Here is a 16744-nt window from a genome sequence, read left to right as displayed (position 1 = left end):
AACGCTTGTCGGATTACGCGTTGCTAATCCGACCTCACTTTCCGATGCGACACATTGATCAGCAGTCATCGGTCTGGCGGTTCGACACAGAGCCAGTGATGGCGCTGTAATCAAAAGAACACTCGCCAGCTGTACTGTCCCCGTCGCGATCCACCCCTACAGTGTCTGTAACGGTGATAGTGGTGACGTTCGAGGTAGCCGCACCAATCGTAAAGTCGGCTGCATCAATCTGTGCCGCTGCGCCAATACCGTCAGCGTCCGCTGTGGGATACCCGTTGTTCGTGTTTTCCATCGTCACTGTCGTTCCGTCGAGGCTGACGGAAGCCGGATCATCACCATCCGCGACGTAACGCGCATGAGCTATGCCTGCAGCTGACTTGACAGATCCAATCGCACCTTCAAGTGTTGCAAGACGGGCTTCATTGCCGAAATCCGCAAACCGAGGCAACGCAAACGCCGCCAGAATCCCCAGAATTACAATCACCATCACCAGTTCGATGAGGGTGAAACCTTTCTCTTTTCTCACTGCCATTGCTGTCATTGCGTTCATAGTGCTACTCCGTCGTTGTTGCCATTTGGCTTTCAGTTTTATCAGTTGATGTTGGTTATGATTTCGCCGGTGTCGGCATCGTAGGTGATGTCGCTACCCTCGCCGTCCGGTCGGTAGGTGAACACGCAATCCCCCGCATCGATCGAAACGGTGTAGTCTACGGTGCCCGTGGTCGCCACGGTGGGGGCATTCGATTGCAGCACACCCAGCCAGACTTCCTGGCAGGTGTCCGTGGTCATGGTGGAAGAACTGCTGTCCGAGGCAACCGAGACTGGCCAGCCCTCGTCGTTCACATCCACATTGTCATTGCCAAAGCCAACGATGTTGGTCTGGGCGGTGGTGAATCCGTTGGATACCCACTGAGTTTTTGCCAGGGCCACGCCCGCGGCCAGCGCCCCGGCGGTCGCCCGGATGCTCGACTGGTGCGCCTGCTCCGACAACTGGGCAAACCGCGGCAGGGCGAAGGCGGCCAGGATCGCCAGTATGGCAATCACCACCACCAGTTCGATCAGCGTAAAGCCCTGCTGTTTCGTTCTTTTGCTCTCCCGCTTCATGGGTCGTCCTCGTTTCGGTTTTAGTCTTGGTTTTAGCCTTGATTTAAAGAGCTGCGATCATTCAATTCCGCGCATCCTGCGCCGTCACAGGCGCGCCCGCCAACGACACTGGGGCCAGTTTCAGCCCCGTCAGCCGTTCTTCCTGCTCCCGCACACCGTTCCCGTTACGGTCCGAAAATTCCGTTGTTACCTGCCAGGCCATCGGCTGCTGCGACCTGGCGTTGCGCCTATCTATGGTTATCGGCTGCCTCGGGTTGTAAATTAACCAGCCGTCCACCTGCGCGTCTGTTTCATTGTGTTGCCTGGTTTGAAAGCACCAGGTCCCCGGATCCGGGATGGGAGCCGAACAGTGCCCCCGGTAACGGCTCCATTGATGCTCAATGAGCTCGAACGGGTTGATGCCCTGATGCTCCGCCAGGTTGCCGTCACGGCCCAGCATCACCTCCGCACCCTTGATCACCAGGGCCGACCGAAGCTGCCCCAGCACCATGTTTGCCGCCCGCTCTTCCGCGTTGCGCGTCTCCCGCTCCAGCACCCCCAGCAGGAACCACCCGAGCGTGGCCAGTATCGCCAGCGCCACTGCCAGCCGGAACCAGCGAGACATCGCCCAACCGCTCGCATCGGACAGCTTCGCCAGGGCCATTCATCCCCGCCCCATGGCGGCCGCACCCAGATCCCAGATCGGAAGAAACACGCCCAGCGCCAGGATCAGCACCAGGATGCCCATGGCCACGATCAGTATCGGCTCAATGCTTTCCGCCAGCCGCTTGAGCCCGTAGTCCACATCTTCGTCGTAAAAGTCCGCCACGTTATTGAGCATGTCGTCCACCGAACCAGTCTCTTCACCCACGGCAATCATCTGCAGGATCAAGGGCGTGAACATCTCGCTGTTGCGGGCCGTTCGCAACAGGCTCTCGCCGCGTTCGATGCCCTGCCGCATTTCCTTGATATGCAGCGAAATCCAGGCATTGTCGGTGGCGTCCGCCACAACGGTCAGCGCCGTTGTCACCGGCATACCCGCAGACAACATGGTGGCAAAGTTGCGGGAAAACCGGCTGAGGGTAATCAGTTCCAGCAATGGGCCGATGATCGGAACCCGCAGTTTGTAGCGGTCCCAGGTTAACCGGCCCTGCTCGGTCTGCTTCCATTGGCGAACCAGCAACCCGCCAGCGGCCACCAAAAACAGCACAACGTACCAGTAGCCGAGCAGAAAATTCGAAGTGCCGACAAGCACCTGGGTCAGGAACGGCAGGTCCGCACCCAGTTTGTTGAACACCGCCGCGAACTTGGGAATCACCAGAAAGTTCACCACCATCAGTGCCGCCAACAGCGCAATCACCACGAACGTGGGATAACGCATGGCCTGCTTCAGGCGTCGCCGGGTGTCCCGCTCCAGCTCCAGGATCTCCGACAGCCGCTTGAAGGCATCATCCAGCATCCCGGTGTTCTCGCCCACGTGGATCATGGCAATGAACAGCTCCGAGAACACCCCGGGGTGAGCCTGCATGGCAGTGGCCATGGTGGTACCGCCCTCAAGCCGGGTGGTTACGTCTTCCAGCACCTCCGCCAGCACCGGCGACCGGGTAGTCTCGGCCAGCCCGCGCATGGTGCGAATCAACGGGATACCCGCCTTGGTAAGCGCGTGCATCTGCCGACAGAACACAATGAGCTCGTCCAGGGTGACCCGCTTGCGAAACACCGGCAGCCGGTTCAGTCGATCGAACAGTGAGTCCCGCTCCTCCACCTCGCGGATGGTCAACGGGGTAATGCCCCGGCGCATCAGCTCCGAGGCCGCCGCGTCCGCATTAGGAGCCCCCAGGGATCCTTGCTGGACCATGCCACGATTGTCCTTACCCCGGTAACTGAACTGCATCAGACGCCACCTCCAAGAGGTTCATCCGGCAGGGGAATCTCGGCTTCCGGTGCAAGCTCTCCCTCGGAGGTCGCCGCTACCCTGGCCACCTCGTCCAGCGTGGTCGTGCCCTGTAGCGCGAAATCCATGGCACACCGGCCCAGCGGCCTGTACAGCGGGCTCTTGCGGGCTTCGCTGGTAAACGCCGACACATCGCGACGCCTCAGGGCATCCAGCATGGCCTCATTCATTTCCAGCAGCTCGTAGACACCGATCCGGCCCTTGTAGCCGGTATTGCTGCACTGGTAACAGCCTCGCCCGCGTACAAATCCGGCCTCAAGGTCGAGAGGATCCAGATCGAAACTGCGCAGCCACACCAGCTCCTGCTCGCTTGGCGAATAGGACTCGGCGCAGTTCTCGCACACCCGCCTTACCAGCCGCTGGGCGACCACCCCCAGCAGGGAGCTAGCCACCAGAAACGGCTCCGCCCCCATATCAATGAGACGCATGGCGCTGCTGATGGAATCGTTGGTGTGCAGGGTGGACAGCACCAGATGGCCAGTCATGGCGGCACGCAGGCCGATTTCCACAGTTTCCCGATCCCGCATCTCACCCACCAGGATCACATCGGGGTCCTGGCGCAGGGCCGCCCGGAGCACGCCGGCAAATTCCAGCCCGATCTTCGGATCAACCTGAACCTGGGTAATGCGAGGCAGACGGTACTCCACCGGGTCTTCCGCGGTGATGATCTTCACCTCGGGGCGATTAAGCTCTGTGAGCGCACCATAGAGCGTCGTGGTTTTACCGCTACCGGTGGGGCCGGTTACCAGAATCATGCCGTGGGGCTTCTTGATCATCCGCCGGAAACGCTCCAGCAGCTCCACCGGCATGCCAGTACCGTCCAGATTCAACATCCCCTGGCTCTGGTCCAGCAGGCGCATCACCACCGATTCGCCGTACTGCACCGGCATGGTGGACACCCGCACATCAATGCTGCGGCCCTTGACCCGCACATTGAAGCGGCCGTCCTGGGGCATCCGCTTCTCGGAAATATTGAGCCCCGCCATGAGCTTGAGGCGCAGGACCAGCGCAGCGTTGACCCGCTTCTCTTTCATCACCTGTTCCTGCAGTACGCCGTCCACCCGCTGCCGGATACGCACCACGGTTTCATCCGGCTCGATGTGAATATCCGAACTGCGGGCCTGTACGGCATCCTCGAACAGTGTCTGCAGCAGCTTGACTACCGGCGCCTCGGCACTTTCCGATTCTGCGGACAGATCGGCCAGGTCGAACGCATCGTCGCCCAGTTCGTCTTCCAGCTCTTCGGCCAGGGAGGCGATCTCGTCGGTGCGCCGATACACCAGGTCCAGGGTGTTCAGCAGCTCGCTCTCGCGAACCACCGCCTGCTTGATAGGCTGTTTGAGAATACGGACCAGCTCATCGTAGGCAAAGATGTCGAGCGGGTCGGCCATGCCCACCAGCAGTTCGCCCCCCTGCTCCGCCAGCACAATACTGCGGAAACGCCGGGCCATGGCTTCCGGCAGTTTTTTCACCAGCTCATTGTTGAACTGGTAGTGCCGCAACTGCACAAAGGGCACGTCGAGCTGACGAGAGAGAATGTTGAGCAGACTGTCCTCGTCCACATACCCCAGGTCGGTCAGGGTCTTGCCGAGCTTTCGACCGGTGCTCTTCTGCTCGCGAAGGGCCGTCATCAACTGTTGTTCGGTAATGACGTCGTTCTGAACCAGCAGGTCCCCTAACCGGACTTTCTTTTTCGGTTCTGTTGTCATCATCCCGCCTGCAAGCTTCTCAGTCGTTCACGAACGTAGTCCGCCAGCGAGGGCGACAGCCCTGGCAGCTGTGCCGCCTGGGTGTAGGCCCGTGCGGCGCTGTCAGGCTCGCCACCGGTTTCCAGCGCAATGCCCAGCCCCACCCACCAGGCCGCCCGGCTATCGTCTTCGACAATCAGCAGCGACCAGTGCCGGGCCGACTCGGCGCTCCGGCCGGCCTGCTGAAGCAGTGTGGCCAGTGTTACCCGATACCCGGCATTGTCTGCCACAGGCGGCACAGAGCTCTCCAGCGTGCTCAGGGCGCCTGCCAGATCGCCGGTGGCATGCAGGGCACGGGCCCTGAGCAGGCGCAAATCCGGCACCTCGGCGGTTACATCGGCTGGCAGCCAGGCCAGGGCATGCTCCGGCTTGCCCTCCACCAGCATCCGGCGCGCAAACACCTCGCGGCTAACAGGGGCGGACTGAGCCGCCACCAGTGCCTGTAAACGCTGTTCGGCTTTGGCAACCTCACCGTTTCCAAGAAGCGAGGCAAGTTCCTGACTGACCCGGCGATCCATCGCTTCCGGGGTTTCCCGAACCTGCTTGACCGCGGGCAGCTCTTCCTCTGGCGTCGAGGCCGATACTGGCTCCCCCGAAACTGGCGCCTCGCTTGCCTCGTGCTCGACAGTCGCAACCGGGGCGTCAACGGGCTGCTCCGCCTGCCGCTCAACGCTTGGCGTCGGCTCTGAAGCAGGCGCCTCGCTGATTCGTTCTGGCGCCATCACAACCGTCTCTGGTTGTGGTTGTGGCTGCGGCTGCGGCTGTGGCTCTTTTGCCTCCACCACGGGCGCATTCCCCGTGGCCTCGCCGGCATCGGCCTCAGAATGGTCGCGATTCAGGAACCAGATGGCCGGAACGGCGGCCAGACCGGCCACCAGCAGCAAAACAACGAACCACAGGGCCGAGCGTCCGGGTCGCTCACCGCGAACCTGGCCGGTGTAAGCAGTAGCGACTTCCGGTCGGTTCTGCCGTTGTTCGGCAGCCCTGAGCGCATCATTAAGCAGGCTCATAACCACCTCGCAATCAGACCTGGCAGCCGCACGCTTTCGGTATCTCGGATGGCCTGCAGGGCATGGGATTTCTGCACCAGCCGGTCACCGCGGCCCCAGGCCGCCAGCAGGGATTTGTGGGCGAGAATGTTTACCAGCCGGGGAATACCGCCAGACGCACGGGCAATCAGACGCAGAGCCCCGGGTGTGAAGAGGTCGGCGCCATTGTAGCCAGCCTGGGCCAAACGGTGTCGCAGGTACTGTGCCACCGACTGCCGATCAAGCGGCGCCAGCCGGTAATGGAAGGTAATCCGCTGGTTCAGCTGTCTGAGACTCGGTTTCTGCAGCAGCGCATCGAGTTCGGGCTGGCCGAACAACACCACCTGAAGCAGACGCATGCTCTCGGTCTCGAGGTTGGTGAGCAGCCGAAGTGCTTCAATAGTTTCCTCGGGCATGGCCTGGGCTTCGTCAATAACCAGCACCACCGGCCGGCGCTCCATGGCATGACCAATCAGGCTTTCATTGATGGCCTTCAACACCTGATGACTGTTGGCACAACCCGCCAGATCCACCCCAAGTTCTTCGGCAACAGCCTCGTAGAGAGTCTCTGGCGTCAGGCGGGGATTGGGAATGTAGGCAGTGTGCGCCTGCTGCTCCAGCTCATTGAGCAGCAGGCGGCACAGCAGGGTCTTGCCAGTGCCAACCTCACCGGAGATCTTGATGAAGCCCTCTCGCTGGCGCAACGCCACCAGCAATAGCTCCAGCGCATCACCATGGCTGGGCGCCCGCAGAAAATAGCGGGTGTTGGGCGTCAATGCGAACGGTGCTTCCTGCAGTCCAAAGTGGGCTTCGTACATGCTATCGCGGCGCTTTCTCCGGCTCGGGGGTCACAGACCCGGACGATTGCAGCAGCTCTTTCAGAACGCTCATGCGCTCCCGGCTCGCAGAGATGTCGGCGTTCATTTCCGGCAGCCCCGCCACTACCGGCCGCAGCAGGATCACCAGCTCGCTCTTGCGGGACTGGAAACGACGCTGCTTGAACAACTCGCCCACCAGCGGAATCTCGCTGAAGAAGGGCACGGCCGAATTCTGGTCTTCACTGGTGTTCTGGATCAGGCCGCCAATCACCACGATCTGCCCGCTCTCGGCCCGGATCACACTATCGGTTTCGCGAACGGTGCTGCTGGCCAGGGGCAGGGTCACATCCCGCTCGCCAACGGTAATGACCTTCTCCTGATCGGTCACCTCACTGACCGCCGGGTGCACGTGCAGGGTGATCGAGCCGTCTTCGGCAATCTGGGGGGTGACGTCCAGGGAGATGCCGGAAAAGAAAGGGGTTAGCTCCACGGATGTGGAGGTGCGGCCCGTCGCTGCCAAGGTCGGGTTATTATTATTGAAATCAATATCAGTGACGAAAAACTCGTCAGTACCCACCTTGATTACCGCTTTCTGGTTGTTCACGGTGGAAATTCGAGGGCTGGAGAGAATCTGTACATTGCCCTGCCGGCCCAGCAGTTCGATCAGCCCGGTAAAGTCGCCGGCACGCACGCTGGCCGAAAATAGGCCGCCGATGTCGGAGGTCTGGATCACCTGTCCGGCGAGGGCCTGGGCGGTGAAGTCTTCGGGCAGGCCATCGGAGGCGGTGATGCCGGAGGCACTCTGGATGTCCGACCAATTGATGCCCTGCTGATAGCCTTCGTTAAGGGCGATCTCCAGGATTTTGGCCTCCAGGATCACCTGCCGCTGCATGATCAGCTCGGTACGGCGAAGGTAATCCTCCACCAGTTCCAGATCGTCGGAGCGCGCGCGAACCATGACCAGACCGGCGCCGGGATTGACGATCACCTGCTGGCCGTCGCCGCCAACGATCATGTTGAGGGCAGCCCGGATGTCCTGCCAGAAATCCGACTCGGTTTCGGTAGAAATGGTGGTGCCAATCAGGTTCCGAGTGTCGCCGGAGTCGCCGGTACTGGTGTTGGCGCCGGAATCACTGCTGCGGGCATTGGTGACCTGCCCGGAACTGACCCGGGTTTCGGAGCCGCCACGACGCTTGAAATGCAGGTAGTCGATGGCAAACAGGCGGGTCTGGAGTTCGTTGGCCATTACCCGGAACAGACGGCCGTTGCGACGGATATCCAGCCCGTAGAGATCGGCGGTGATGTCCATTACCTCCGGCACCGTCACATCGCCCAGTCGCAGGTCCACGACAACGTCGACGTCCGGATGGACCACCACATTGTACCGGGTACCCTCCACCAGCGACTGGAAGAAACTGGCGGCCGGCACTCCCTGGGCCCTCACGTCAAAGCGTTCATCCAGCGAGGCGGCTGTCGACAGCGGGGGCAGCAGCGCAGCACTGACATCCGGGGGCAAGGTGCTCTTCGCTGGCACCTCCGGCTCCGGCTGGGCGGGCTGCCCGGCCTGGGCCAGGGTCTCTTCGATGGCCTGCGCCGAATCGGTGGAGGTGGCCGTAGCCGTGCGCATCAACGGGTTGTTGCTGCAGGCTGCGAGGCCCAGGGCCAGGGCCAACACGCCGAGGTGTCTGATTGTGGTCATGTCTATCCGTTTGTCAGTCATTGAGTTCCCCGAACCTGCGGAAGTCCATCCAGGTACAAGACCCGCTCGCGGCCACTGTCCGAGACCCGCACGTGATCATGGTAGATCCGGATAACCTGTACGCCATCAACCCTCTGGCCTTCCGTGAGGGCCTTGCCTTCAATCACGGCAACCCGCCGATCCTTGCTGTAGAGAATGGAATCCAGCACCAGGGCCCGCTCTGGCTGCGGCGCTGAAACCACCTGACCTCCTCCTGGGGGGCGGGTCGGGTCCTGCAAAGCCACGGCAGGTGCGGACGCCAATGCCATCATCAGCAGACCCAGCCAGCTTTGAACGGCGATACGCGCCCGACTCTTCATTCTCAAACCCCCAACCATGCCTGTTCCAGGCTCAGTGTGCGCACACGAATGGTCGCCTCGCCGGCGGGCCAGTCGCCTGCATCGTAGTGCAGCCGGACCCAGCCCAGGCGGTCGTCCATCGCTTCCAGCCGCTCCAGGTAATTCAGTACCTGCAGGTAACTGCCGCGAATCCGCAGCTCCACCTCATGGGCGTAGAGCAGAGGCTCGGCTTCCTGCTCGCCGTCGGTGGTTGCCGAGGGCGCATAGACAGGCGTGGGCTTTTGCAGTTCCAGGCCCTGCAACGCCAGCTCATCCTGGGCGGCAAGCATGGTCTGCAGGAGCGAGACCATGGCCCTGGGCGCAATCAACTCACCGGTGGTATCGGAAATCTGGCGATTGAGTGCCTCCAGCCTCTGTTGCCTGGCGCTGAGCTGGTTGCGCAGCGAGAGGGAGGGATCGGTGGCCAGTTGACGCTCCAGCGTCTGCTGCTGCGCCAGGAGGCCGTTGGCATCCGCTGACAGCGCCTGCAGGCGATTCTGGAGACGCTGGTGTTCCTGCTGCACCGGAACCACGGCAAGCTCCCAGCCCACGACAACCAGAACCACCAGAGCCGTAGCGAGCATCAGGGCCCGCTCTCTCACCGGACGCTGGTTGTATCGGTCGGCGAGACTCGCCAGCCTGTCAGACAACGAATGGGCCATCAGTCCCCCTCCCCGGTTCGCTGGCTGGCGACGCGGAACTCAATCCAGGGCCCTTCATCCACACGGGAAAGCCGGAAGGCACCGAAGGTCTTTCCTGCGAACGCCGGTTCCTGCCCGAGTTTTTCTAGGTACAGGGGTACCAGTGCGCCGCTGCGGCTACGCCCCTCCAGAATGACCTGATCGGCATCCGCGGCCAAGGTAACACCCGTGAGCCAGACGTCCTCGGGAATCTGGCGGGCGAGAGCGGCCATGCCTGGAGAAAAGCGGCGATCCTCGGAAAGCACCAGGCTCTCCACTTTCGCCAGTAATCGCTGACGGCGCGCCAGGGTCTCTGTCACATCGGCCAACTGCGCCTGCAGATCGCTATCCGGCTGGCGGCCCTGGACGGCGCCCTCAAGCCGGGCCACGTCCTGCTCCAGCTGCCGGTTCTGCTGCTCAAGGCCCGCGACCCGCGCATCCAGATCCATGTTCTGGTATCGCACCAGTCCGGCAGCAAGAATAACCAGCAGCAACCCGGCTCCGACAATCGCCAGGGCGGTCCCGGCCTGCAGTTTCTGCCTGCGGGGCCGCAGCTCCTCGGTGTAGAGATTTACCCTCTGGATCATGCGCGCGCCTCCGCTGGCAACGCCAGGCCAGCACTCCAGGCCGGCAGGCAGCGACTGTCCAGAGCCTCATTCAGGCCCACCGATGGCCATTCCAGAGTTTCAACGCCGGCAGCCACGTAGGACGAGAGCATCGAGGCAAGCGGCAGGACGCTGTCCCTCGCGACCAGGCGAATCCGGGCCGGAGGCACCTGCCCCAGTTGGCTTTCGTAGTAGTCCAGGGAGCGTTGCATTTCCAGGGCCAGAGACTGCACAGCGGATTCCTGACGCGCGGCATCCCGCAGATCGTCGGAGTTCACATCAAGGCGGCGGGAGAGATAGAGGGTGTTGTTCTTGCAAATCACCATCTGGCCATAGTTTTCACGAATATGGACCAGCGCGGCACTGCGACCGCTCTCATCCAGCCGGCACACCAAGTTACGCAGGGCCAGCTCGGCAATATCAATCTGTACCAGCGACAGCCCGGAGGCCTGAACCAGAGATACCAGCTCGGACACCAGGGCTTTCCTGGCCGCTACCACGTTCACCAGTTCGCCGCGTCCCCGGGAGGCATCCATGGGAAAGGGAAAAACATCCGAGACGGCATCAGAAGGGCTGAAATCGAGAAAATCCTTGAGCTTCCATTTAAGGGCGTCACCCAGCTCGGACTCCTCGACGCCCTCGGGGCGTTCCATCTGGAACACCTGATACTGATCCAGCGGCAAAACCAGTGTCGCGGAAGCGCCGGCCCAGCCATACCGGGACACAAGGTCCTCGAGTGCGGCCAGACGCTTGGCGGGCAGGCACTCGACAAACCCGGCACCATCCGAACCACCGGAAACCGCCCAGGCGATGCCGTCCGGGCGAATTTCCAGGCAGACCTGCTGCCGCGCACGGCTCCGACGAAATATGCCAGCCAGTTTGTTGATCAGTGATGTGCTTGTCATGCAGTCCGCTAACCTGGATCCGAGCGCGTCTCGCCAGCCCTGTTGTTATTCGCTGCCCAAAAAACAGCCGCTTTTTTTACAAACGATAACATGATCGTTGAGAAAGTGAACCTAACTCCCAGATTTGGCGGTTGATTTGACTTCTTTTTGCAAGCGCTTAACAAAAAAGCCCCCGCAATGCGGAGGCTCTCTCGTTGATCTCGTTTCCCTCAGGTATTTTTCAGAAGGGAATGTCGTCATCAAAGTCGTCAACCGGTTCCGGCATGCTGCCCTGGGACGGCTGATTGCTGTAGCCACCCGACTGGGGCGGATTGTTCTGCTGCCCTGCCGGCGCGTTGTAACCTGACTGCTGCGGCCGACCGGCCGGGGCGCCCTGGCTCATGCCACCCTCGCCACCACGGCTATCCAGCATCTGCATCTGGCCGTTGATGTCCACCACCACCTCGGTGGTGTAACGGTCCTGACCATCCTGGCCCTGCCACTTGCGCGTCTGCAGCTTGCCTTCAATGTAAACCTTGGAGCCCTTACGCAGATACTGGCCGGCCACCTCTGCCACCTTGCCGAACAGAACAACACGGTGCCATTCCGTTTTTGGAACCAGTTGCCCTGTCTGACGATCCTTGTAGCTCTCATCTGTGGCAAGGTTCAGGTTCACTACGGCATTGCCGTTAGGGGTATAGCGCGTATCCGGGTCCTGGCCCAGATTGCCAATCAGAATTACCTTGTTTACGCCTCGTGCCATGCTCTGCTCCTGACTCTGTTTCAGGGACAACCCGCGCTCCTTGCGGGCGTCCGGATTTCATGAATTGCTAGGGTGCCGGACAAATGAAAAGTCCGCAAGTGAAGCTTCGTCGAAATGCTGTCGATCCACTTTCAGGTACGCCGTAGCCGCCTCCTCCACGATCACCACGTCCTGCACACCCGGCAAGCGTCGAAGATCACTGTCCATATCGTCGTACTGCTCGCCGAGAACCTGCTGTAACTGTACCACGAAACTGGTGGTGTAGCCGGGAGAGGGCATGGTGAGCGCGACCAACAGCCACAGGCCCAGGATGCCGGCCATAAACCAGAGCACGCCGGCAATGCCCGCCTCCTGCAACAGGAACCCGCCAACGGCACCGCCGAGGAAGGCCCCCATGAACTGGGAGGTGGAATAAACCCCCAAGGCGGTGCCTTTACCTGCGGCCGGCGCCTCCTTGCTGATCAGCGAAGGCAGGCTGGCCTCCAGCAGATTGAAGGCCATGAAAAACAGGAACAGCAGGAACCAGGCTGCGACCAGACTGGCGGGCACGGCGGTAAAACTTGCGGTAGCAATCGTCAGCAGCGCAATGGCAGCGCACAGCACGGGCTTCATCTTGCGCTTTTTCTCACCCAGGATAATGAACGGCACCATCGCGAAGAAGGAGGTGACCATGACGCTCAGGTAGAACCACCAGTGGGCATCGCCAGGCAGACCGAACTGATCCTGCAGCAACGACGGAAACACCAGGAACAGCGCCGTGAGCACCAGATGCAGGGCGAAAATACCAAAATCCAGCCTCAGCAGCCGGCCGTCTGACAGCACCCGACCCAGCATCTGCCGGGCCGGCTGAGTATCGGCGCTGACTTTGTGCTGGTGCGGGGTGGGCACCATGCGGTACACGATGAACAGCGCCACCCCGGCAAGGGCGCTGGTGGCGTAGAAAATGCCAGACAGTCCCCACCAGGCCCCGACCAATGGCCCCAGCACCAGGGAGACGGAAAAGGACAGCCCGATTGTGACACCCACGGTGGCCATGGCCTTGGTGCGCTCTTCTTCACGGGTGAGATCACTGAGCAGGGCCATAAGGACACTGGCGATTGCCCCTGCCCCCTGAAGAATCCGACCCGCAATCACAACGTATATGGAGTCCGTGGCGCCTGCGAGGAAACTCCCTGAAGCAAACAGCACAAGGCCGATGTAGATCATGCGCTTGCGCCCGACCCGATCGGAGAGCATGCCGAATGGAATCTGCAGCAGGGCCTGGCTCAAACCATAGGCCCCGATGGCCAGGCCGAGCAGCGCCGGTGTAGCTCCATCAAGCTCTCCGCCCAGCAGCATGAACACCGGCATGACCATGAACAGCCCGAGCATGCGCATGGCATAGACCGATGCCAGGGCCGCAACGGAGCGTTTTTCCAGGGCATTCATGGCAACTACGTACCTCAGTCGGGGTTGAAAGCGGTCACATCAGGGAGCAGATAGCCTTCGCAGGCGGCGCATTGTAGCAAAAAGCCGTGCCATCAGGGGACCATTCCCGAAGCACAGCTCCGGATCCTTTTCGCGGCGTGGCAGGCAACACGGTATACTTTTCGTTTTTCTTCCGAGCGAGGTGTTATGGACCATATCCAGATCAAAGGGGCACGCACCCACAACCTGAAGAACATCGACCTGGATATGCCGAGGGACAAACTGATTGTGATTACCGGCCTCTCCGGCTCGGGAAAATCGTCCCTCGCCTTCGACACACTGTACGCCGAAGGGCAGCGGCGGTATGTGGAATCTCTATCCACCTACGCCCGCCAGTTCCTGTCCATGATGGAAAAGCCTGACGTTGACCACATCGAAGGCCTTTCCCCGGCCATTTCCATCGAACAGAAATCCACCTCTCATAACCCTCGCTCCACGGTCGGCACCATCACCGAGATCTACGACTACCTGAGGCTGCTGTTTGCCCGCGCCGGCGAACCCCGTTGCCCTGACCACGGTCAGCCGCTCGAGGCCCAGACCGTCAGCCAGATGGTCGATCAGGTGCTGGCGATGCCCGAGGACAGCAAGCTGATGATCCTGGCGCCCGTCATCAGGGACCGCAAGGGCGAGCACCTACAGGTGATCGACACCATGCGCAGCCAGGGCTTCATACGACTGCGCGTGGACGGCACCGTTTACGATATTGACGATGTGCCGGTCCTGGACAAGAAGCGCAAACACCAGATTGACGTGGTGGTGGACCGGTTCAAGGTGAAACCAGGCCTCGAGCAGCGCCTTGCCGAAAGCTTCGAAACCGCGCTGGAACTGGCCGACGGCATCGCCCTCGTGGCCCCCATGAGTGGCGAGGGCGAGGAACACACCTTTTCCGCCCGCTACGCCTGCACCCAATGCGGCTATTCCCTGAGTGAGCTGGAACCCCGGCTGTTCTCCTTCAACAACCCGGCCGGCGCATGCCCGACCTGCGATGGCCTGGGCGTGCGGCAGTTCTTCGATCCAGAGAAAATCGTCCAGCATCCTGAGGCGACGTTGGCCTCTGGGGCCATCAAGGGCTGGGACCGCCGGGCGGTTTATTATTTCCAGATGCTCGGCAGTGTGGCCGACCACTACGGCATTGATCTGGAGACGCCATGGATCGATCTGCCTGAAGCGTTCCGGAACGTCCTGCTGTTCGGCTCCGGCAACGAGGAGATTCCGTTCCGGTATGTGAACTCGCGGGGCCATATCATGGAGAAGGCCCATACGTTCGAGGGCATTCTGCCAAACCTTGAACGCCGCTACCGCGAGACCGACTCTCAGAGCATGCGCGAAGAGCTGGCCCGCAACCTGAGCACCCAGCCCTGCAAGGACTGCCAGGGCTCCCGGTTGCGTCGCAGCGCCCGCCATGTGTTCATCGAGAACCACAACATCTCCGATGTCACCCACCTGCCGGTGGGCGATGCCCACGATTACTTCCAGACCCTGGCACTACCCGGTCGCAAGGGCGAGATTGCCGAGAAGATCCTCAAAGAGGTTCGCCAGCGCTTGCAGTTCCTGGTAAATGTGGGCCTTGAATACCTCACTCTGGAGCGCAGTGCCGACACCCTATCCGGTGGCGAGGCCCAGCGTATCAGACTGGCCAGCCAGATCGGCGCCGGGCTGGTGGGCGTGATGTACATCCTGGACGAACCCTCCATTGGCCTGCACCAACGGGACAATGACCGGCTACTGGCCACCCTCACCCATCTTCGGGACCTGGGCAACACGGTGATCGTGGTGGAACACGACGAGGATTCAATCAGGGCTGCAGATCATGTTATCGACATCGGCCCCGGCGCGGGCGTGCATGGTGGTCAGGTAATTGCCCATGGGACTCCCGAGGACATTATCGCGAACGGGGATTCCCTTACCGGCCAATACCTCAGTGGCACACGGGAGATCGCTGTCCCGAAGAAGCGCAACAGAGGCAGCGGCAAAACCCTGACCCTGACCGGCGCCAGCGGCAATAACCTTCAGGACGTGACCCTCAACCTGCCCCTGGGTGTGATGACCTGCGTAACGGGGGTCTCCGGTTCAGGCAAATCGACCCTGATTAACAGCACCCTGTACCCGGTGGCCGCCGCCAAACTGAACAAGGCCACCAGCCTGAACCATGCCCCCTATGGCTCACTCAAGGGCCTCGAGCATCTGGACAAAGTCATCGACATCGACCAGAGCCCCATCGGCCGGACACCCCGCTCAAACCCGGCCACGTACACTGGCCTTTTCACGCCCATCCGCGAACTCTTCGCAGGCACCCAGGAAGCCCGCTCCCGCGGCTACAAACCCGGCCGCTTCTCTTTCAACGTGAAGGGTGGCCGCTGCGAGGCCTGCCAGGGCGACGGCGTGATCAAGGTCGAGATGCACTTCCTGCCGGACATCTACGTGCCCTGCGACGTGTGCAAGGGCAAGCGCTACAACCGGGAAACCCTGGAAGTGCGGTATAAAGGGAAGAACATCAACGAAGTTCTGGAGATGACCGTAGAAGAAGGCCGCGAATTCTTCGATGCCGTGCCCTTCATCGCCCGCAAACTCCAGACCCTGATCGACGTCGGCCTGTCCTACATCCGCCTCGGTCAGAGCGCAGTGACCCTCTCCGGCGGCGAAGCCCAAAGGGTGAAACTGGCCAAGGAACTGTCCAAACGGGACACCGGCAAAACCCTCTACATTCTGGACGAACCCACCACCGGCCTGCACTTCTACGACATCCAGCAACTGCTGAATGTCCTGGAAAGGCTCCGTGACCACGGCAACACCATTGTGGTGATCGAGCACAACCTGGACGTCATAAAAACTGCCGACTGGATTATCGATCTGGGCCCCGAAGGCGGCTCAGGCGGCGGGCAGATCATTGCAGAGGGTGCGCCCGAGGACGTTGCCAAGAACCCCGCTTCCCACACCGGTCGTTATCTCAAGCCCATGTTGAAGAGTTAATTAGCGGGCCATGGAGCTTTCTGTCGGCGCGGGGGCGAGGGTGTATTTTCTGCCGGGAAAAGATGTCTGAGCGAAGCGAGTTGTTTTCCCAAAGAAAATACACCCTCACCCCCGTGCCAGCCACCTGACCTCGAAGCCCACGAATTCCCTGAAAACCAGACACAAAAAAACCGGGAACCTCACGGAACCCGGTTTTTCTGTGGTTGGCCGAAGCCGAGGCAATTACTCCTCGTCTTCGTCCACCTCTTCCGCTTCGATATCCAGCGGGCGACCAACCAGCTCAACGAATGCCATGGGGGCATTGTCGCCGGCACGGAAGCCGCACTTCAGGATACGAAGGTATCCACCCGGACGCTCGCTGTAACGGGGACCCAGCTCGTCAAAGAGCTTGGCAACCGCAGCATCGTCACGCAGGCGTGAGAACGCCAGACGACGATTCGCGACCGAATCATTCTTGGAGAGCGTGATCAAAGGCTCGGCTACCCGACGAAGCTCTTTGGCTTTCGGCAGCGTTGTCTTGATCAGCTCGTGTTCAACCAGTGACGCAGTCATGTTACGGAACATGGCCTTGCGATGCGCACTGGTCCTGCTGAACTTAAGACCACTCTTACGATGACGCATTGCTCTGATTCCTTACCTTAAACTAATCGGCGATTAACCGCCCAGAA

Annotated in this window: 16 protein-coding genes; 1 reads left to right on the top strand and 15 read right to left on the bottom strand. The window is 61.1% G+C overall.

Annotation, left to right across the window (positions count from 1 at the left end; genetic code table 11):
* Positions 1-58 precede the first annotated feature (58 nt).
* The 14 genes from ACFC20_RS15685 to ACFC20_RS15620 form a co-directional block, all read right to left on the bottom strand.
* Positions 59-550 (bottom strand): type II secretion system protein, encoded by a 492-nt coding sequence (locus ACFC20_RS15685; protein WP_375193823.1) that lies wholly within the window; start codon positions 548-550, stop codon positions 59-61.
* Positions 551-591: 41 nt separating this feature from the next.
* On the bottom strand, positions 592-1104 hold the full coding sequence (locus tag ACFC20_RS15680; RefSeq protein WP_375193822.1) for a prepilin-type N-terminal cleavage/methylation domain-containing protein: 513 nt from the start codon (positions 1102-1104) through the stop codon (positions 592-594).
* Between the two features lie 61 nt (positions 1105-1165).
* A complete protein-coding gene (locus tag ACFC20_RS15675) occupies positions 1166-1747 on the bottom strand; it encodes a hypothetical protein (RefSeq protein ID WP_375193821.1) in 582 nt (193 codons plus the stop codon).
* On the bottom strand, positions 1748-2977 hold the full coding sequence (locus ACFC20_RS15670) for a type II secretion system F family protein (RefSeq protein WP_375193820.1): 1230 nt from the start codon (positions 2975-2977) through the stop codon (positions 1748-1750).
* A complete protein-coding gene (locus ACFC20_RS15665) occupies positions 2977-4746 on the bottom strand; it encodes a GspE/PulE family protein (protein WP_375193819.1) in 1770 nt (589 codons plus the stop codon). Before ACFC20_RS15665 ends, ACFC20_RS15670 begins: the two co-directional genes overlap by 1 nt.
* Complete coding sequence (locus tag ACFC20_RS15660; protein ID WP_375193818.1) at positions 4746-5795, bottom strand: tetratricopeptide repeat protein; 1050 nt, start codon at positions 5793-5795, stop codon at positions 4746-4748. The genes ACFC20_RS15665 and ACFC20_RS15660 overlap by 1 nt, the downstream gene beginning before the upstream one ends.
* Entirely contained in the window at positions 5792-6631 is an 840-nt protein-coding gene (locus ACFC20_RS15655) for an ExeA family protein (RefSeq protein WP_375193817.1), read from the bottom strand. Before ACFC20_RS15655 ends, ACFC20_RS15660 begins: the two co-directional genes overlap by 4 nt.
* A 1-nt stretch (position 6632) precedes the next feature.
* Positions 6633-8330 (bottom strand): pilus (MSHA type) biogenesis protein MshL, encoded by a 1698-nt coding sequence (gene mshL, locus ACFC20_RS15650; protein WP_375193816.1) that lies wholly within the window; start codon positions 8328-8330, stop codon positions 6633-6635.
* A gap of 17 nt (positions 8331-8347) precedes the next feature.
* A complete protein-coding gene (locus tag ACFC20_RS15645; protein ID WP_375193815.1) occupies positions 8348-8689 on the bottom strand; it encodes a hypothetical protein in 342 nt (113 codons plus the stop codon).
* A gap of 2 nt (positions 8690-8691) precedes the next feature.
* Positions 8692-9369, bottom strand: coding sequence for a type II secretion system protein GspM (gspM, locus tag ACFC20_RS15640; RefSeq protein ID WP_375193814.1), 678 nt, complete (start codon positions 9367-9369; stop codon positions 8692-8694).
* Positions 9369-9974 carry a PilN domain-containing protein gene (locus ACFC20_RS15635; RefSeq protein ID WP_375193813.1) on the bottom strand — a complete coding sequence of 202 codons (606 nt, stop codon included), beginning with the start codon at positions 9972-9974 and terminating at the stop codon, positions 9369-9371. Before ACFC20_RS15635 ends, gspM begins: the two co-directional genes overlap by 1 nt.
* Entirely contained in the window at positions 9971-10897 is a 927-nt protein-coding gene (locus ACFC20_RS15630; protein ID WP_375193812.1) for a biogenesis protein MshI, read from the bottom strand. The genes ACFC20_RS15635 and ACFC20_RS15630 overlap by 4 nt, the downstream gene beginning before the upstream one ends.
* A gap of 220 nt (positions 10898-11117) precedes the next feature.
* On the bottom strand, positions 11118-11639 hold the full coding sequence (ssb, locus tag ACFC20_RS15625; RefSeq protein ID WP_375193811.1) for a single-stranded DNA-binding protein: 522 nt from the start codon (positions 11637-11639) through the stop codon (positions 11118-11120).
* A 57-nt stretch (positions 11640-11696) separates the two neighbouring features.
* Entirely contained in the window at positions 11697-13067 is a 1371-nt protein-coding gene (locus tag ACFC20_RS15620) for an MFS transporter (RefSeq protein WP_375193810.1), read from the bottom strand.
* 186 nt (positions 13068-13253) lie between these two features.
* Between ACFC20_RS15620 and uvrA the strand changes: the two genes are divergently transcribed.
* On the top strand, positions 13254-16076 hold the full coding sequence (gene uvrA / locus ACFC20_RS15615) for an excinuclease ABC subunit UvrA (protein WP_375193809.1): 2823 nt from the start codon (positions 13254-13256) through the stop codon (positions 16074-16076).
* 222 nt (positions 16077-16298) lie between these two features.
* Here uvrA and rplQ read toward each other — a convergent pair whose 3' ends face one another.
* Entirely contained in the window at positions 16299-16697 is a 399-nt protein-coding gene (gene rplQ, locus ACFC20_RS15610; protein ID WP_375193808.1) for a 50S ribosomal protein L17, read from the bottom strand.
* Between the last annotated feature and the right edge of the window lie 47 nt (positions 16698-16744).

The organism is Marinobacter sp., from assembly GCF_041984545.1.
In the GTDB taxonomy this organism is placed as follows: domain Bacteria; phylum Pseudomonadota; class Gammaproteobacteria; order Pseudomonadales; family Oleiphilaceae; genus Marinobacter.
This window is presented reverse-complemented; position numbering and strand designations above follow the sequence as displayed.